Source organism: Xanthomonas bonasiae (genome assembly GCF_014836395.1).
GTDB lineage: Bacteria > Pseudomonadota > Gammaproteobacteria > Xanthomonadales > Xanthomonadaceae > Xanthomonas_A > Xanthomonas_A bonasiae.
Genome location: NZ_JACSQX010000001.1, coordinates 572,964 through 588,675, shown reverse-complemented (window position 1 = coordinate 588,675; position 15,712 = coordinate 572,964). Strand labels below are relative to the sequence as shown.

Annotated in this window: 15 protein-coding genes; 4 read left to right on the top strand and 11 right to left on the bottom strand. The window is 69.4% G+C overall.

The genetic code is table 11. The annotated features are described in order from the left end of the window. The first annotated feature begins 13 nt into the window (after positions 1–13). Positions 14–1,333, top strand: coding sequence for an ABC transporter ATP-binding protein (locus tag H9658_RS02600; protein ID WP_191824233.1), 1,320 nt, complete (start codon positions 14–16; stop codon positions 1,331–1,333). Positions 1,334–1,547: 214 nt separating this feature from the next. Here the strand turns inward: H9658_RS02600 and H9658_RS02595 are convergent, their stop codons facing one another. From H9658_RS02595 to H9658_RS02570, 6 genes are all read right to left on the bottom strand, one after another. Further along, positions 1,548–1,865 (bottom strand): hypothetical protein, encoded by a 318-nt coding sequence (locus H9658_RS02595; protein WP_179564588.1) that lies wholly within the window; start codon positions 1,863–1,865, stop codon positions 1,548–1,550. A 128-nt stretch (positions 1,866–1,993) separates the two neighbouring features. After that, a complete protein-coding gene (locus H9658_RS02590) occupies positions 1,994–3,184 on the bottom strand; it encodes a methyl-accepting chemotaxis protein (protein WP_179564590.1) in 1,191 nt (396 codons plus the stop codon). 135 nt (positions 3,185–3,319) lie between these two features. Beyond that, on the bottom strand, positions 3,320–3,934 hold the full coding sequence (gene hflD / locus H9658_RS02585) for a high frequency lysogenization protein HflD (RefSeq protein WP_191824232.1): 615 nt from the start codon (positions 3,932–3,934) through the stop codon (positions 3,320–3,322). Further along, a complete protein-coding gene (gene mnmA / locus H9658_RS02580; protein WP_191824231.1) occupies positions 3,931–5,070 on the bottom strand; it encodes a tRNA 2-thiouridine(34) synthase MnmA in 1,140 nt (379 codons plus the stop codon). Before mnmA ends, hflD begins: the two co-directional genes overlap by 4 nt. Continuing rightward, positions 5,067–5,525 (bottom strand): NUDIX hydrolase, encoded by a 459-nt coding sequence (locus tag H9658_RS02575; protein ID WP_064539928.1) that lies wholly within the window; start codon positions 5,523–5,525, stop codon positions 5,067–5,069. The genes mnmA and H9658_RS02575 overlap by 4 nt, the downstream gene beginning before the upstream one ends. Further along, positions 5,525–6,025: a hypothetical protein gene (locus H9658_RS02570; RefSeq protein WP_191824230.1), complete on the bottom strand. Its 501-nt coding sequence runs from the start codon at positions 6,023–6,025 to the stop codon at positions 5,525–5,527. The genes H9658_RS02575 and H9658_RS02570 overlap by 1 nt, the downstream gene beginning before the upstream one ends. Positions 6,026–6,100: 75 nt before the next feature. On the opposite strand from H9658_RS02570, the gene clpS reads away from it, so the two are divergent. Both clpS and clpA read left to right on the top strand, forming a co-directional pair. Next, complete coding sequence (gene clpS, locus H9658_RS02565; RefSeq protein WP_046979857.1) at positions 6,101–6,421, top strand: ATP-dependent Clp protease adapter ClpS; 321 nt, start codon at positions 6,101–6,103, stop codon at positions 6,419–6,421. Between the two features lie 123 nt (positions 6,422–6,544). Beyond that, positions 6,545–8,827 carry an ATP-dependent Clp protease ATP-binding subunit ClpA gene (gene clpA / locus H9658_RS02560; protein ID WP_179564598.1) on the top strand — a complete coding sequence of 761 codons (2,283 nt, stop codon included), beginning with the start codon at positions 6,545–6,547 and terminating at the stop codon, positions 8,825–8,827. A gap of 125 nt (positions 8,828–8,952) precedes the next feature. On the opposite strand, the gene infA is transcribed toward clpA, so the two are convergent. The 5 genes from infA to trxB all read right to left on the bottom strand — a co-directional run bounded on the left by infA (position 8,953) and on the right by trxB (position 12,989). Then, a complete protein-coding gene (gene infA, locus H9658_RS02555) occupies positions 8,953–9,171 on the bottom strand; it encodes a translation initiation factor IF-1 (protein ID WP_004425677.1) in 219 nt (72 codons plus the stop codon). 94 nt (positions 9,172–9,265) lie between these two features. Then, complete coding sequence (gene aat / locus H9658_RS02550) at positions 9,266–10,003, bottom strand: leucyl/phenylalanyl-tRNA--protein transferase (protein ID WP_191824229.1); 738 nt, start codon at positions 10,001–10,003, stop codon at positions 9,266–9,268. Positions 10,004–10,033: 30 nt separating this feature from the next. Then, positions 10,034–11,155 (bottom strand): GNAT family N-acetyltransferase, encoded by a 1,122-nt coding sequence (locus H9658_RS02545; RefSeq protein WP_191824228.1) that lies wholly within the window; start codon positions 11,153–11,155, stop codon positions 10,034–10,036. Next, positions 11,152–12,024 (bottom strand): hypothetical protein, encoded by an 873-nt coding sequence (locus H9658_RS02540; RefSeq protein ID WP_191824227.1) that lies wholly within the window; start codon positions 12,022–12,024, stop codon positions 11,152–11,154. The genes H9658_RS02545 and H9658_RS02540 overlap by 4 nt, the downstream gene beginning before the upstream one ends. Further along, complete coding sequence (trxB, locus tag H9658_RS02535) at positions 12,021–12,989, bottom strand: thioredoxin-disulfide reductase (RefSeq protein WP_179564606.1); 969 nt, start codon at positions 12,987–12,989, stop codon at positions 12,021–12,023. Before trxB ends, H9658_RS02540 begins: the two co-directional genes overlap by 4 nt. Before the next feature lie 297 nt (positions 12,990–13,286). On the opposite strand from trxB, the gene H9658_RS02530 reads away from it, so the two are divergent. Continuing rightward, positions 13,287–15,644, top strand: a complete 2,358-nt coding sequence (locus tag H9658_RS02530) for a DNA translocase FtsK (RefSeq protein ID WP_179564608.1) — start codon at positions 13,287–13,289, stop codon at positions 15,642–15,644. Positions 15,645–15,712: the final 68 nt, after the last annotated feature.

Genomic DNA, 15,712 nt, shown 5'->3' with positions numbered 1-15,712 from the left:
GGAGATTCCGACCATGACCTTTTCCGCAAGCGCGCCCGAGCGCGCCCCGCTGGTCCGCGTGCACGGCGTGCGCAAGAGCTACGACAAGGGCGGGGCGACGCCGCTGGTGGTGCTGGACGATGTCGACCTGACCCTGCATTCGGGCCAGATCGTCGGCCTGCTCGGACGCTCCGGCTCCGGCAAGTCCACGCTGTTGCGCGCCATCGCCGGGCTGCTGCAGCCCAGTGCCGGCAGCATCGCGTTCCGCGACGCCACCCCGACCCAGGCGATCGACGACATCGCGATGGTGTTCCAGAGCTTCGCGCTGTTCCCGTGGCTGACCGTGCTGCAGAACGTGGAGGTCGGCCTGGAGGCGCGCGGCGTGGCCGCCGACGAACGCCGCCGGCGGGCGCTGGCGGCGATCGACCTGATCGGCCTGGACGGCTACGAGGGCGCCTACCCGAAGGAATTGTCCGGCGGCATGCGCCAGCGCGTCGGCCTGGCCCGCGCGTTGGTGGTGCGGCCGAAACTGCTGCTGATGGACGAGCCGTTCTCGGCGCTGGACGTGCTGACCGCCGAGACCCTGCGCACCGACCTGCTCGATCTGTGGTCGGAAGGGCGCATGCCGATCGAGTCGATCCTGATGGTCACCCACAACATCGAAGAAGCGGTGCTGATGTGCGACCGCATCGTGATCTTCGGCGCCAATCCGGGCCGGGTGATCGGCGAGATCCAGGTCACCCTGCCGCAGCCGCGCAACCGCCTGGCGCCGGCGTTCCGCGCCCTGGTCGACGACATCTACGCGCGCATGACCGCCAGCCCGCAGCGGCCGCAGGCGCGCGAAGGCGTGTTCCCCGGCAGCGGCATCGCGATGGTGCTGCCGCGGGTGTCGAGCAACCTGTTGGCCGGCCTGGTCGAGGCGGTGGCGGCCGAGCCCTACCACGGCCGCGCCGACCTGCCGCCGCTGGCGGCCAGCCTGCAGCTGGAAGTGGACGAACTGTTCCCGATCGCCGAAACCCTGCAGTTGCTGCGCTTCGCCGTGTTCGAGCAGGGCGACCTGCAGCTGACCCCGGCCGGGCAACGCTTCGCCGAACTGGGCACCGACGCGCGCAAGCAGATGTTCGCCCAGCACCTGGCCACCTACGTGCCGCTGGCCGCGCACATCCGCCGCGTGCTCGACGAACGCCCGACCCACCATGCGCCGGCGCGGCGTTTCCGCGACGAGCTGGAAGACCACATGTCCGAGGACTATGCGGCCGAAACCGTGCAGGCGGTGATCAGCTGGGCGCGCTACGCGGAGTACTTCGCCTACGACAAGCAGGCGGACCTGTTCTCGCTGGAGAACCCGAGCTAGCTGGTTCGCCCGCGCTCTTGTAGGAGCGGCTTCAGCCGCGACCGGGCGTTCCTGGTGAGGCCCGGTCGCGGCTGAAGCCGTTTCTACAGGATTGGCGGCGCCAAGCCATCGCGCACGTCGATGAGCCAGCGGATCGGCGGCCGTGGCGATGTCGCGATGCGGTCGGGTGGCTGCATCCGCAAGCGCAGATGGCGGCGCGAGCGCGCAGGCCGATTCAGTCGTTGTCGCAAAGTGCCGCGTAGCCGGGCAGCGGGTGCGGCGTGCCGGCCGCGGCGATGGCGGTCCCGCTCAGGCCCATGTCCCAGGCCAGGCCGGCCCAGATCAGGTCGGCGATGCCGTCGCTCTGCGCCATCGGGCCACGCCCGCCGAGCATCTGCCGCAGTTCGTCCTGCGCCAGCATTTCCAGCTGCCGCAGCGCGCTGCCCGGCTGGCGCCGCGCCGCGACGGGCGTGACGTTGGCGGCCACACCCGGTGCCGGGTGCGCGCGAGCGGGCAGGGCGCCGTGCTCGGCGCTCAGGTCGTCGCAGGACATGGCCTCGACTCGGGATTGGGACTGGAAAGGCATCGGCTCGAACGGTCGGAGGAGGGCAGACACGACAAGCCCCGGACAGGGCCGGGGACTGGTCGTTTCATGGTACGGCAGGGTGCACGCGGTGTCGGTCAGAACAGCTCGACGGTGCCGGCGCCCATGCTCTGCTGCGCCACCGGCTTGTGCGGCGGACGCTCCCACTCCACGCGCATCTCGCGCAGACGGGTGCCGACCCGTTGCAGCGCATCGACCAACTCGCTGTCGAACACGCCGCCGTTGCGATGCAGCAGTTCCTGCAGGGCCACGGCCTCGCGGTTGATCGCGGTCAGGCGGTCCAGGTGGGTATGCACGCCACCCAGGGCCTGGGTCGCGATGTCCTCGAACTGCAGGGCGCGTACCGCTTCGGCGACGCTGCTGTCGATGGCGCGGCCGCACTCGGAGATCTCGCGCATGCCTTCGCCCAGCGAGTTGTTGATCGCCGCCACGTTGTCCAGCATCGACGCGGCCTCGGCGCGCGCCTCGCGGGAGCGGTCCATGTCGCGCGAGGCCATGTGCGAGACCGTCTCGCGGACCTTGGCGATGGCGTCCTTGGAGCTGTGCGCCAGCTTGCGGATCTGCTCGTTGAAGGTGGTCGAGCGCTCGGACAGGTTGCGCACCTCGTCGGCGACCACCGCGAAGCCGCGGCCCGCCTCGCCGGCACGCGCCGCTTCGATCGCCGCGTTCAACGCCAGCAGATTGGTCTGGTCGGCGATCGACTTGACGTCCTCCAGCAGGGCGAAGATGCCGTCCAGGTGCTGCGACATGTCGTCGATGTAATGCACCGTGGCGCTGCTCTGGCCGCTGACCTGTTCCAGCGCCTCGACCAATTGCTCCATGCGCTGGCTGGCATGCTGGGCGAAGCGGGCCACGTCGACCCCGGCACCGCCGTCGTCGCCGGCGCGATCCACGATCCGGGCCAGCGCCACGCTCTGCTGCCGCGACTTGCGGTTCATCGCCTCGAAGCTGCCGCCCAGGCCGCTGACCGCCTGGCGGATCAGTTCGCGGGCCCGTTCGATCTCGCTGCGCGAGCCGTCGATCTCGTTGCCGACGAAGCTGCGCAGTTCGCTCAGCAGCTGATCCTGCTCGCGCATGATCTTGGACTGCTCCGGCGAACGCCGGCTCTGGCTATAGGCTGTCCAGGCGGCGAAGCCCAGCCAACTCAACGTCATCGTGGTGAGGATGGCCCAACGGACCGGGGCCGGCCAATCGAAACCGGCGGCGATGGGGAACAGCAGCGTCAGGGCGAGCGGAGCAGCCAGACGGATCAGGAGGCGTGAGTACATGGACGTTCTCGGCAGATTCACGATTGCTGTATCGGCCGTACCCCCTCGGTCTTTAGCCGCGGTGTGCTGCCGATCGCGTCCGCGCGGCGAAACGTGCGCTGCATCGAGCCCACGCCGGCGGCGCCAGCGCCGCGCTCAGCCCAGCGCGCGGTCCACCGCGTCGATCATGCGCCGCTTGGCCAACAGGAAATCCCACAGGCTGCCGCCCATCTGCCGCCACAGCACCGCCGAGCGTACCGCGGCCAGCAGCAGCGCGCGGATCTCCGCCACCACCCCGGCCTGGCCCAGGTAATGCGGATTGCCCTGCACCATCACCCGCGGACGCAGGTGGCTGATGGTGTCGGCATACAGCTGGCCGAGCGCGCCGATCACCTCCGGATGCGCGCTGTCGGCGTGCTCGGCCAACCTCGGCGCGATCCGGGCGATGCCGGCGGTGACCTTGGCGCTGGTCTCGGTGTCGCGCACGAAGCGCCGCTCCAGTTGCAGCACCGCCAGCGCCAGCCGCGGCAGCGCCTCGTCCTGGCCCTGGTTGCGGAAATAGTTGTGCAGCAGGCGCAGCCCGGGCGCGACGTCGCCGACCCGGCCATAGACCGCCTCCGGGGTGTCGGCATCGGTGCGGAACACGCTGTCCAGCAGGGTCCGCACCAGCGACGCCTCGGACTGCCCGGTCTCGGCGATGCGCCGGACCTGCTGCAGGGCCTGGGCGACGCCGGCCAGCGCCAGCACGCGCGCGTCCATGGAATCGGTCATCGGGTGGTTTCCTCATGTGGATCGGTGCGCTGCGCCAGACGGCGTTGCAGCGGGGCATCGGTGGTGGCGATCACGGCGCCGCCCAGGCACTCGTCGCCCTGGTACAGCACCAGCGACTGGCCGGGGGTCACGGCGCGCTGCGGGCGGGCGAAGCGCACCGCCAGGGTGCCGTCGTCGGCCACCTCGACCGTGCACGGCTCGTCGGCCTGGCGGTAACGGGTCTGCGCGGTGCAGTCGAAGCGCCGCGCCGGCGCCGATCCGGCGATCCAGTGGGCGGCTTCGGACTGCAGCTGGGTGGACATCAGGTGCGGGCTGTCGCGATCCTGGTCCACGTACAGCACGTTGCGCGCCACGTCCTTGCCGACCACGTACCACGGCGCGGCCGCGCGGCCGCGCACGCCGCCGATGTTCAGGCCCTCGCGCTGGCCCAGGGTGAAATAGAACACCCCCGGGTGCTCGGCCACGACCTGGTCCTGCGGGTCGCGGATCTCGCCGCGCCGGGCCGGCAGGTAGCGGCCGAGAAACTCGCGGAAGTCGCGCTCGCCGATGAAGCAGATGCCGGTGGAGTCCTTCTTCGCATGGGTCGGCAGGCCGGCCTCGCGAGCGATGCGCCGCACCTGCTCCTTGGGCAGCTCGCCGACCGGGAACAGGGTCGCGGCCAGCTGCGCCTGGCCGAGCTGGTGCAGGAAATAGCTCTGGTCCTTGTTGCGGTCCACCCCGCGCAGCAGCCGCCAGCGCCCATCGGCGAACGCCACCCGGGCGTAGTGGCCGGTCGCGATGCGTTCGGCGCCCAGTTCGCGCGCCGCATCCAGGAAATGCTTGAACTTGACCTCGCGGTTGCACAGCACGTCCGGGTTCGGGGTGCGCCCGGCGGCGTATTCGGCCAGGAAGTGGGCGAACACGCCTTGCCAGTATTCCTGCGAGAAATCGCGGAAGTGGAACGGCATGCCGAGCAGACCGCACACCGCCACCGCGTCGCGGCGGTCGTCCTCGGCGCGGCAATCGCCACTGCCGTCGTCGGCCCAGTTCTGCATGAACAGGCCGGCCACGTCGGCGCCTTGCTGCACCAGTTGCCAGGCCGCCACCGACGAATCGACCCCGCCGGAGACGCCGACCATGATCCGCGCGCCGTTCATGCCAGTTGCCGCACCAGGTCGAGCGGATAGCGCTTGCCGGCGAGGAAATCGGCGGCCACCTGCCACACCAGCGGGCTGCGCCAGCGCGGTGCGGCGGCCTGCAGCTCGGCAGGGGTCATCCACAACGCGCGCACGATGCCGTCGTCCAGCGGACGCTGCGGGTCGTGCGCCACCGGCTCGGCGGCGAAGGCGAAGCGCAGGTAGTGGCGGCCGTTGTCGGCCTTCCATTGGTAGGCGCCGATGAACGCGGTCAGCCGCACCTGCCAGCCGGTCTCCTCCAGCGTCTCGCGCAGCGCCGCCTGCAGCAGGCTCTCGTCCGGCTCCAGGTGCCCGGCCGGCTGGTTCAGCACCAGCGCGCCGGCGATGGACTCCTCCACCTGCAGCAGGCGCCCGTCGCGGACCACCACCGTGGCCACGGTCACGTCGGGCTGCCAGGGGCCGGGGGCCAGCGCCATCAGAACGCGTCCTTGCCGGCGTTGAGTTCGGCATCCATCGCGTCGGCGCCGCGCGCGGCCGCTTCCAGCGCCTCGCGCAAGGCGGTGTCGTCGGCATCGGCGGCGACCTTGACCACGAACACCGCGGTGCCGCCCTGGCGCACCCAGCCGCCGAGGATGTCGGCCTGGGCGTCTTCCAGCAGGCGGTTGGCGACCGCGGCGGGCAGGGTGTCGCCCTTGGCCTGGTAGGCGGGCGACCAGATCTCGCGGATGCGGTGGCTGCCGAAGCTCTCCACCGGCGAGCGCACGTAGATCAGCTGCTGGCGCTCGCGGCCCTGTTCGCGCAGGCCGAACAGCAACTGGTAGTCGCCGTCGGCATCGGCCTGGACGTCGTAGCCCATCGCCTTCAGGCGCTTGCCCAGTGCCTGGTCCGGCGCGGCGGCGGCTGGCACAGAGGCTACCAGGAGCGCGGCGAGCAGGGCGGCCGTGCGGAAATTCGTCGAATGCATGCGTCGCGCCATCAAAGGAGGGGAATTGTGCGGGCAGGATCGGCGATCGTCCAATCCGGGCCGACAGCCGCCGTATATAATCGGCGCATGCCTCGCAAGAATTCTTCAGACCACGACCACGGCGTAATGGTGGAGACCGGCAAGCCCGAAGTCGCCCGCCCGCCGATGTACCAAGTGCTGTTGCTGAACGACGACTACACCCCGATGGACTTCGTGGTGACCGTGTTGCAGCAGTTTTTCTCGCTGGACCTGGAGAAGGCCACGCAGGTGATGCTGCACGTGCATACCCGCGGCCGCGGCGTTTGCGGGGTGTACACCCGCGAAGTGGCTGAATCCAAGGTAGCTCAGGTCAACGAGTTTTCGCGGATGAACCAGCATCCCCTGTTGTGCACGATGGAAAAAGCCTGATATTGGTAAGCGTCGGTCACCGGTTTGCCCGGACTAACGCGGTCTGAACACACTGATTCGATAGGGTTGTGGAAATTCGCAACTCCAGCCGCATATTGTTGGCAACAGACGTCGGAGTGAACCATGTTCAGCAAAGATCTCGAGCAAACCATCGGCCAGTGCTACAAGCGCGCCCGGGAAGCCCGTCACGAGTTCATGACGGTCGAACACCTGTTGTTGGCATTGCTCGACAACCCCTCGGCGCAGGCGGTGCTGAAAGCCTGCGGCGCCGATACCGAACGCCTGCGCGGCGAGCTGGAGCAGGCCATCGAAGCCTCGGTGTCGCGCCTGGCCGAAGACGACGGCCGCGACACCCAGCCCACGCTGGGCTTCCAGCGGGTGCTGCAGCGCGCGGTCTACCACGTGCAGTCCTCGGGCAAGAAGGAAGTCACCGGCGCCAACGTTCTGGTCGCGATCTTCGGCGAAAAGGATTCGCATGCGGTGTATTTCCTGAATCAGCAGGACATCACCCGGCTCGACATCGTCAACTACCTGTCGCACGGCATCGCCAAGCTCGGCGAGGAGGGCGAAAGCCCGGCGCCGTCCGACGGCGAAGCCAAGGGCGAGGCGGGCGAGGGCGAGCCCAAGGGCGACGCGCTGGCCGAATACGCCAGCAACCTGAACGAACAGGCGCGCAATGGCCGCATCGACCCGCTGGTCGGCCGTGCCGACGAGATCGAGCGCACCATCCAGGTGCTGTGCCGCCGGCGCAAGAACAACCCGCTGTACGTGGGCGAGGCCGGCGTCGGCAAGACCGCGATCGCCGAGGGCCTGGCCAAGCGCATCGTCGAGGGCAGCGTGCCCGAGGTGCTGGCCGACGCGGTCATCTACTCGCTGGACCTGGGCGCGCTGGTCGCCGGCACCAAGTACCGCGGCGATTTCGAGAAGCGCCTGAAGGGCGTGCTGACCTCGCTGAAGAAGGTGCCCAACGCGGTGCTGTTCATCGACGAGATCCACACCATCATCGGCGCCGGCTCGGCGTCGGGCGGCACCATGGACGCCTCCAACCTGATCAAGCCGGCGCTGGCCTCGGGCGATCTGCGCTGCATCGGCTCGACCACGTTCCAGGAATACCGCGGCATCTTCGAGAAGGACCGCGCGCTGGCGCGGCGCTTCCAGAAGATCGACATCGTCGAGCCGACCGTGGGCGAGACCTTCGAGATCCTGCAGGGCCTGAAGCCCAAGTACGAGGCGCACCACGGCGTGACCTACGCCGACGACGCGCTGCAGGCGGCGGTGGACCTGTCGGTGAAGCACATCGGCGACCGCCTGCTGCCGGACAAGGCGATCGACGTGATGGACGAGGCCGGCGCGCGCCAGCGGCTGTTGCCGCAGGGCGTGCGCAAGGAGCTGATCGACATCGAGGAGATCGAGACCATTGTCGCCAAGATGGCGCGGATCCCGGCCAAGCAGGTCAGCGCCACCGACAAGGACGTGCTGCAGCATCTGGAGCGCAACCTGAAGATGGTGATCTTCGGCCAGGATCCGGCGATCGAGACGCTGGCCTCGTCGATCAAGCTGGCGCGTTCGGGCCTGGCCAATCCGGAAAAGCCGATCGGCAACTTCCTGTTCGCCGGCCCCACCGGCGTCGGCAAGACCGAGGTGACCAAGCAGCTGGCGCTGCAGCTGGGCATCGAACTGGTGCGCTTCGACATGTCCGAGTACATGGAGCCGCATTCGATCAGCCGCCTGATCGGCGCGCCTCCCGGCTATGTCGGCTTCGACCAGGGCGGCCTGCTGACCGAGAAGATCGTCAAGACCCCGCACTGCGTGCTGTTGCTGGACGAGGTGGAGAAGGCGCATCCGGACATCTTCAACATCCTGTTGCAGGTCATGGACCGCGGCGTGCTGACCGACACCAACGGGCGCGAGGCCAACTTCAAGAACGTGATCCTGGTGATGACCACCAATGCCGGTGCCACCCAGGCCTCGCGGCGCTCGATCGGCTTCACCAAGCAGGACCATTCCACCGACGCGATGGAAACCATCCGCCGCAGCTTCACCCCGGAATTCCGCAACCGCCTGGACGCGGTGGTGCAGTTCCAGCCGCTGGCGTTCAGCCACATCCTGCGCGTGGTCGACAAGTTCATCATCGAACTGGAGATGCTGCTGCAGGAGAAGCACGTGTCGCTGTCGGCCACGCCGACCGCGCGCGACTGGCTGGCCCAGCACGGCTTCGACCCGCTGATGGGCGCGCGGCCGATGGCGCGGGTGATCCAGGACAAGGTCAAGCGCCCGCTGGCGGACGAGCTACTGTTCGGCAAGCTGGTCGGCGGCGGCCGCGTCACCATCGACGTGCAGGACGGCGAGCTGGTGGTGGACACCCAGGCCGAGCCGGAGCGCCTGCTGCCGGCGACCGTGGAGTGATGGCGCGCTAGAACGCCAGGCACGACAAAAGGCGGCTGCAGACCCTGCAGTCGCCTTGCGATGTCACCGATGAGAGACGAGAAGGCGGCCGGTGGCCGCCTTATCTTACAACCGCTGCGGGGCGGTCACTTCATGCGGTAGGTGATACGACCCTTGGTCAGATCGTACGGGGTCATCTCGACCTTCACCCGGTCGCCGGTCAGGATGCGGATGTAGTTCTTGCGCATGCGTCCGGAGATGTGGGCGATGATCTCGTGCCCGTTTTCCAGCTTGACCCGGAAGGTGGTATTGGGCAACGTCTCGCTGACGGTGCCTTCGAATTCGATGGAGTCGTCTTTCGACATGTAATCCTGTGCGATTTCGCGTGCGGCCAAAGGCCTTAAGAGCGGGGATTTTACTCGCCTCGGCCGCAGCATGCAAAGTTTGCGTTAATGCGGCTCAGGGCAAGGCCAGTTCCGCGGCCGCCAGTTCGCCGAAACGCGGCGTCCACGGGCCCGCCGGGCCGGGCTCGGCCACCAACGCGGCGATCGCGTCGAGGAACGCGGCGCGCGGCCAGCGCTCGGCGCCGAGGCTGAGCAGGTGGTCGTTCTCGACCTGGGCATCGATCAGCGGCCAGCCCCAGCCATGCAGGCGCCTGGCCAATGCCGCCAGCGCCACCTTGGAACCGCCGCTGCGCGCGCTGAACATGCTTTCGCCGAAGAACATGCGTCCGCGCGCCACGCCGTAGATGCCGCCGACCAGTGCCTCGCCGTCGAACACCTCCACCGAGTGCGCGTGCCCGGCGCGATGCAGGGCGACGTAGGCGGCGGTCATCTCGGCGGTGATCCAGGTCCCGTCCTGGCCGCGGCGCGGTGCCTGCGCGCAGGCGGCGATCACCTGCGCGAACGCGGTGTCGGCGCGCACCCGCCACGGCGAGTGGCGCAGCGAACGGCGGAAGCGCGAGGACAGCCGCACCCCGTCGCTGCGGAACACGGTGCGCGGGTCCGGGCTCCACCACAGGATCGGATCGCCGTCCGAGTACCAGGGGAAGATGCCGTGTGCGTAGGCATTGAGCAGGCGTGTCGGGGTCAGGTCGCCGCCGATCGCGAGCAGGCCTTCCGGTTCGCGCAGCGCGCTCGCCGCGGGCGGGAACGGGGCGGCCGGATCGGCGGCAAGCAGGGCAGGGAGACGGCGCATCGGCGCAGGGTAGCCGATCGGGCGGGCGGTTCAGTCCTGGCGGAACGGCGAGTGCCGCAGCAGGGTCGCCGCATGCTGGCGCACCGCTGCGGTTTCCTCCGCGCACCAGTCCGCCAGCGGCGCGCGGAAGCCGGGGTCGGCGATCCAGTGGCGGCTGCGCACCAGCCGCGGCAGGAAGCCGCGGGCGATCTTGTGCTCGCCCTGCGCGCCGGGCTCGAACCGGGTCAGGCCTTCGCGCAGGCAGTAGTCGATGCCCTGGTAGTAGCAGGTCTCGAAGTGCAGGCCGGGCAGGGTGTCGCCGCCCCAGTAGCGGCCGTACAAGGTGTCGCCACCGCGCAGGCACAGCGCTCCGGCTACCGGCGTTTCATCCAGAATGGCTAGAAATATCAGGAAATTACGCGGCATTTCTCGCGCAAGATGCGAGAAGAACTCCAGCGTCAGCGCCGGCGAGTTGCCGTAGTCGTCGAAGGTGCGCAGGTAGAACGCGTACATCGCCTGCAGGTCGGCGGCGCTGGCCTCGTCGCCGTGCACGACGCGGAAGCCGATGCCGGCGCGCTGCACCTTGGCCCGCTCCTGGCGGATGTTCTTGCGCCGCTTGTGGTCCATCGCCGCCAGGTAGGCATCGAACTCGGTCCAGCCGGCGTCGTTGTGCCACTGGTACTGCACGTCGCTGCGCGCCAGCCAGTCGTCGCCGAACGCGGCATCCTCGTCGGCGCTGTGGAAGTTCACGTGCGCGGAGGACAGGCCGCTGGCCTGGGTCAACGCCTGCATCGCCGCCAGCAGCGCCTGGCGGCCGGCGCTGTCGCGCGCCAGCAGGCGCGGTCCGGTCACCGGTGAATACGGCACCGCGCACAGCCATTTCGGGAAATAGTCCTGGCCGTAGCGCGCATAGGCATGCGCCCAGGCATGGTCGAACACGAACTCGCCGTGCGAGTTGGTCTTCAGGTACCCCGGCGCAGCGGCGACCAGCGCCTCGCCGTCCCACAGGGTCAGGTGCAGCGGATTCCAGCCCCAGTCCGGGCGCAGGCAGCCATGCCGTTCCAGGCCGGCCAGGAACGCGTGCGCGACGAACGGGTTGCGGCCGTCGTGCAGGGCGTCCCAAGCGGAGGCGGCGACCTCGTCGAGCCGGTGCAGCCAGCGTACCTGGGTCATCGCCGGGCTGGTTCGGGACGGGCCGGCGCGGTGAACGAGAGCGGCAGGACCACCGCGGCGAGCGCCGGGTCGGTGCAGTCGAGCCCGGTCCTGGGCAACTGCGCCAGGCGCGCCGTCACCCGGGCCAGGCCGGCGGCACGTTGCGGCGCCGCCGCCTGCGCTGCGCTGGATTCGAACGAGCCCGGGCAGGGCCGGTAGAGAAAGCGCAACTGGGCGCCATCGGACGCGTTGGCGCCAAGTTCGCTGGAGAACGTGCTCATCGCGCCGCGCAACAGCGCCGAGGCCAGCGCCAGGTGCTGCTGCGCCGCCTCGGTCTGCACGGCGGCCTCGCCTGCCGGCGCCTGCGAAGGGTGCGCTGCCAGCAAGCGTTGCACTTCGCTGGCGCCGCCCGGAAGATCGCCCAGCGCGACCAGGGCCGCAAGCGTGTCGGCCGCGTCGACGGTGCCGCCAGCCGCGTCCTCGCGCAACCAGCCCAGGGCGCGCTCGCGGCGCTGCGGGGCTGTCGGAATGCCAGCCAGCAGGCACTCGCCGAGAAAACGGGTGAACACGGCCCGCGCGCCGGCATCGCCAGCGATGGCCTCGGCCGTGATGCGGTCGCCGGTGTCGCGCACGGACTTGCTCATCGACCTCATCAGCAGCTTGATGCTGTCGTCGGCCCCGGTACCCAGCAAGCCGCCGGCCAGCGTCGCGGCCAGCGCATCGACCTGTTCCGGGGACATGCAGAACGCCATATGCGCCGCTTCCACCGAGCCGATCGTCAGCGGCGGCGCCACGGGCTCGGCATGCAGCGCGCCCGCCGCCGCGAGCAGGCCGGCGAGCGCGACGCCACGGCGGCCGCGCTCGGCGGCCCGGGAGCCCGATTCGGTCAAGCGCCCTTGTCCAGATAGCGCTCGGCATCCAGCGCGGCCATGCAGCCGAAGCCGGCCGAGGTGATCGCCTGGCGGTAGTGCTGGTCGGCGACGTCGCCGGCGGCGAACACGCCCGGCACCGAGGTCTCGGTGGCCGCGCCGCCCAGGCCGGAGCGGATCTCCAGGTAGCCGTTGTTCATCGCCAGCTGGCCGTCGAACAACTGCGTGTTCGGGTGGTGGCCGATGGCCACGAAGAAGCCATGCGCTTCGATCTCGCGGGTGCTGCCGTCCTGGGTGGACTTGACCCGCACCCCGGTGACGCCGGCCTCGTTGCCCAGCACTTCGTCGATGGCGTGGTGCCAGACGGTCTCGATCTTGCCCGCCGCGACCTTGGCGAACAGCTTGTCCTGCATGATCTTCTCGGCGCGCAAGGTGTCGCGGCGGTGCACCAGGTAGACCTTGCGGGCGATGTTGGACAGGTACAGCGCCTCTTCCACCGCGGTGTTGCCGCCGCCGACCACGACCACGTCCTGGTCCTTGTAGAAGAAGCCGTCGCAGGTGGCGCAGGCGGACACGCCGCGGCCCTTGAACGCTTCTTCCGAGGGGATGCCCAGGTACTTGGCGGTGGCGCCGGTGGCGATGACCAGCGCGTCGCAGGTGTACTCGGCGCTGTCGCCGCTGAGCCTGAACGGGCGTTGCGACAGGTCGGCGGTGTGGATGTGGTCGAAGATCACCTCGGTGTCGAAGCGCTCGGCATGCGCCTGCATCCGCGCCATCAGGTCGGGACCCTGCAGGCCATGGGCGTCGCCGGGCCAGTTGTCGACCTCGGTGGTGGTCATCAGCTGGCCGCCCTGCTGCAGGCCGGTGATGACCACCGGCTTGAGATTGGCGCGCGCGGCGTAGACCGCGGCGGTCCAGCCGGCCGGGCCCGACCCCAGGATCAGCAGGCGGGAATGCTTGGCGGAATTGGCGACAGAAGAGCTCATGTATACTCGCGAAGAGGTGGAAATGGCGGCGGATTCGCGGCATTGCGCGGCTTCCGGCGTAGTCGCATAGAGTGGCGGCCGGCCTGGGATGAATCAAGCCGCGTGGCGAGAACGCTGCGGCCTGCGGCCAGCGCGCCGCCTTGCGCCCGCCGCGTGTCCATGCCGCCGCGTCGCGGTGGGGAGAGGGCGCTGGACGATTCAGGCTTCGCCTGCCGATCCGGTGCCGACTGCTGAAATGCCGATCCGATTCGTTTATTATCAATCACTAACGGTGTATTTCTAAGGTCTGGTCATAGCGTGGCGAAGCAGGTTCCGGAACGCGGCAAATCCCAGGGCGCCAATGCGGCCGCACGCAAGCAGGCCGCCGCGGCCAATCCGCGTCGGCAGAAGCTGTGGCGCGACCTGGCGCTGATCGCGATCGCGCCGCTGCTGTTGTACCTGCTGGCCAGCCTGGCCACCTATTCGGCGACCGACCCGGGCTGGTCGCATACCGGCAGCGTGGTCGCGCCGGTGCACAACATGGGCGGCAAGTTCGGCGCCTGGATCGCCGACGTGCTGCTGCAGCTGTTCGGCTACGTGGCGTTCCTGCTGCCGGTGGTGATCGGCGCGGTCTCCTGGATCGCGCTGTTCGGCATGGACAGCGATGGCGACGGCGAGGCCGACCTGGGCCCGGCGCTGCGCCTGGTCGGGATCGTCGGTTTCCTGATCGCCGGCACCGGGCTGCTGCACCTGCGCCTGTTCAGCGGCGACGTGGCCGGTGCCGGCGGCATCCTCGGCAAGCTGGTCGGCAGTTCGCTGACCGCCGGTTTCGGCGCGCTGGGCAGCAACCTGTTCGTGCTGGTGCTGCTGCTGGTGTCGATCACCCTGGCCACCGGGCTGTCCTGGTTCGCGGTGATGGAGCGCATCGGCCGCGCGGTGATGACCCTGCCGACGCTGGCACGGCGCGGCAGCCAGCAGGCCAACGAATGGCAGCAGACCCGCGCCATGCGCGAGGAACGCGAGGAAGTGCGCAAGGTCGATGCGGTGCAGCGCGCCAAGCGCGAACCGGTCAAGATCGAGCCGCCGCCGGCGCCGGTGGTGGAGAAGAGCGAGCGGGCCAAGCGCGAGCAGCAGATCCCGCTGTTCCACGGGACCGGCGGCGACCAGTCCGGCATCCCGCCGCTGGCCCTGCTCGACGATCCCAAGCCGCAGACCAAGGGCTATTCCGAGGAAACCCTGGAGACCCTGTCGCGGCAGATCGAGTTCAAGCTCAAGGACTTCCGCATCGAGGCGCAGGTGGTCGGCGCCTATCCGGGCCCGGTGATCACCCGCTTCGAGATCGAGCCGGCGCCGGGCGTCAAGGTCAGCCAGATCAGCTCGCTGGACAAGGACATCGCGCGCGGCCTGTCGGTGAAGTCGGTGCGCGTGGTCGACGTGATCCCGGGCAAGTCGGTGGTCGGCCTGGAGATCCCCAACGTCAGCCGCGAGATGATCTATCTCAGCGAGCTGCTGCGCTCCAAGGAATACGACAAGTCGGCCAGCCCGCTGACCCTGGCGCTGGGCAAGGACATCGCCGGCCGCCCGACCGTGGCCGACCTGGCGCGCATGCCGCACCTGCTGGTCGCCGGCACCACCGGCTCGGGCAAGTCGGTGGCGGTCAACGCGATGGTGCTGAGCCTGCTGTACAAGGCCTCGGCCAAGGAACTGCGGATGCTGATGATCGACCCGAAGATGCTCGAGCTGAGCGTCTACCAGGGCATCCCGCACCTGCTGGCGCCGGTGGTCACCGACATGAAGGAGGCCGCCAACGGCCTGCGCTGGTGCGTGGCGGAGATGGAGCGCCGCTACAAGCTGATGAGCACGGTCGGGGTGCGCAACCTGGCCGGCTTCAACAAGAAGGTCAAGGACGCGCAGGACGCCGGGCAGCCGATGATGGACCCGCTGTTCAAGCCCAACCCGGACCTGGCCGAGGCGCCGCGGCCGCTGGACACGCTGCCGTTCATCGTCATCTTCATCGACGAATTCGCCGACATGATGATGATCGTCGGCAAGAAGGTCGAAGAGCTGATCGCGCGCCTGGCGCAGAAGGCGCGCGCCGCCGGCATCCACCTGATCCTGGCCACCCAGCGCCCGTCGGTGGACGTGATCACCGGCCTGATCAAGGCCAACATCCCGACCCGCATCGCGTTCCAGGTCAGCTCCAAGATCGACTCGCGCACCATCCTCGACCAGTCCGGCGCCGAGACCCTGCTCGGCCACGGCGACATGCTGTACCTGCCGCCGGGCACGGCGATGCCCGACCGCGTGCACGGCGCCTTCGTCAGCGACGAGGAAGTGCACCGCGTGGTCGAGCATCTCAAGGCCAGCGGCCCGGCCGACTACATCGAGGGCGTGCTCGACGAGGTACAGACCATGGGCGACGGCACCGTGGTCGGCGCCACCGGCCTGCCGGAGAGCAGTGGCGGCGGCGGGGACGAGTCCGACCCGCTGTACGACGAAGCCCTGCGCATCGTGACCGAGACCCGCCGCGCGTCGATCTCCGGCGTGCAGCGGCGGCTGAAGATCGGCTACAACCGCGCCGCGCGGTTGATCGAAGCGATGGAGGCGGCCGGCGTGGTCAGCCCGCCCGAACACAACGGCGACCGCAGCGTGCTGGCGCCGCCGCCGCCGAAGTGAGACGCGCGACGCGGCCCGCATCCCGGTTCCCGGCCATCGGAACCACCCGGCGCAGCGCCGCATGCGAT

Coding starts and splice junctions, on each gene's coding strand:
- H9658_RS02600 (WP_191824233.1), top strand. CDS start 14: ATGACCTTTTCCGCAAGCGCGCCCGAGCGCGCCCCGCTGGTCCGCGTG.
- H9658_RS02595 (WP_179564588.1), bottom strand. CDS start 1,865: ATGTCCTGCGACGACCTGAGCGCCGAGCACGGCGCCCTGCCCGCTCGC.
- H9658_RS02590 (WP_179564590.1), bottom strand. CDS start 3,184: ATGTACTCACGCCTCCTGATCCGTCTGGCTGCTCCGCTCGCCCTGACG.
- hflD (WP_191824232.1), bottom strand. CDS start 3,934: ATGACCGATTCCATGGACGCGCGCGTGCTGGCGCTGGCCGGCGTCGCC.
- mnmA (WP_191824231.1), bottom strand. CDS start 5,070: ATGAACGGCGCGCGGATCATGGTCGGCGTCTCCGGCGGGGTCGATTCG.
- H9658_RS02575 (WP_064539928.1), bottom strand. CDS start 5,525: ATGGCGCTGGCCCCCGGCCCCTGGCAGCCCGACGTGACCGTGGCCACG.
- H9658_RS02570 (WP_191824230.1), bottom strand. CDS start 6,025: ATGGCGCGACGCATGCATTCGACGAATTTCCGCACGGCCGCCCTGCTC.
- clpS (WP_046979857.1), top strand. CDS start 6,101: ATGCCTCGCAAGAATTCTTCAGACCACGACCACGGCGTAATGGTGGAG.
- clpA (WP_179564598.1), top strand. CDS start 6,545: ATGTTCAGCAAAGATCTCGAGCAAACCATCGGCCAGTGCTACAAGCGC.
- infA (WP_004425677.1), bottom strand. CDS start 9,171: ATGTCGAAAGACGACTCCATCGAATTCGAAGGCACCGTCAGCGAGACG.
- aat (WP_191824229.1), bottom strand. CDS start 10,003: ATGCGCCGTCTCCCTGCCCTGCTTGCCGCCGATCCGGCCGCCCCGTTC.
- H9658_RS02545 (WP_191824228.1), bottom strand. CDS start 11,155: ATGACCCAGGTACGCTGGCTGCACCGGCTCGACGAGGTCGCCGCCTCC.
- trxB (WP_179564606.1), bottom strand. CDS start 12,989: ATGAGCTCTTCTGTCGCCAATTCCGCCAAGCATTCCCGCCTGCTGATC.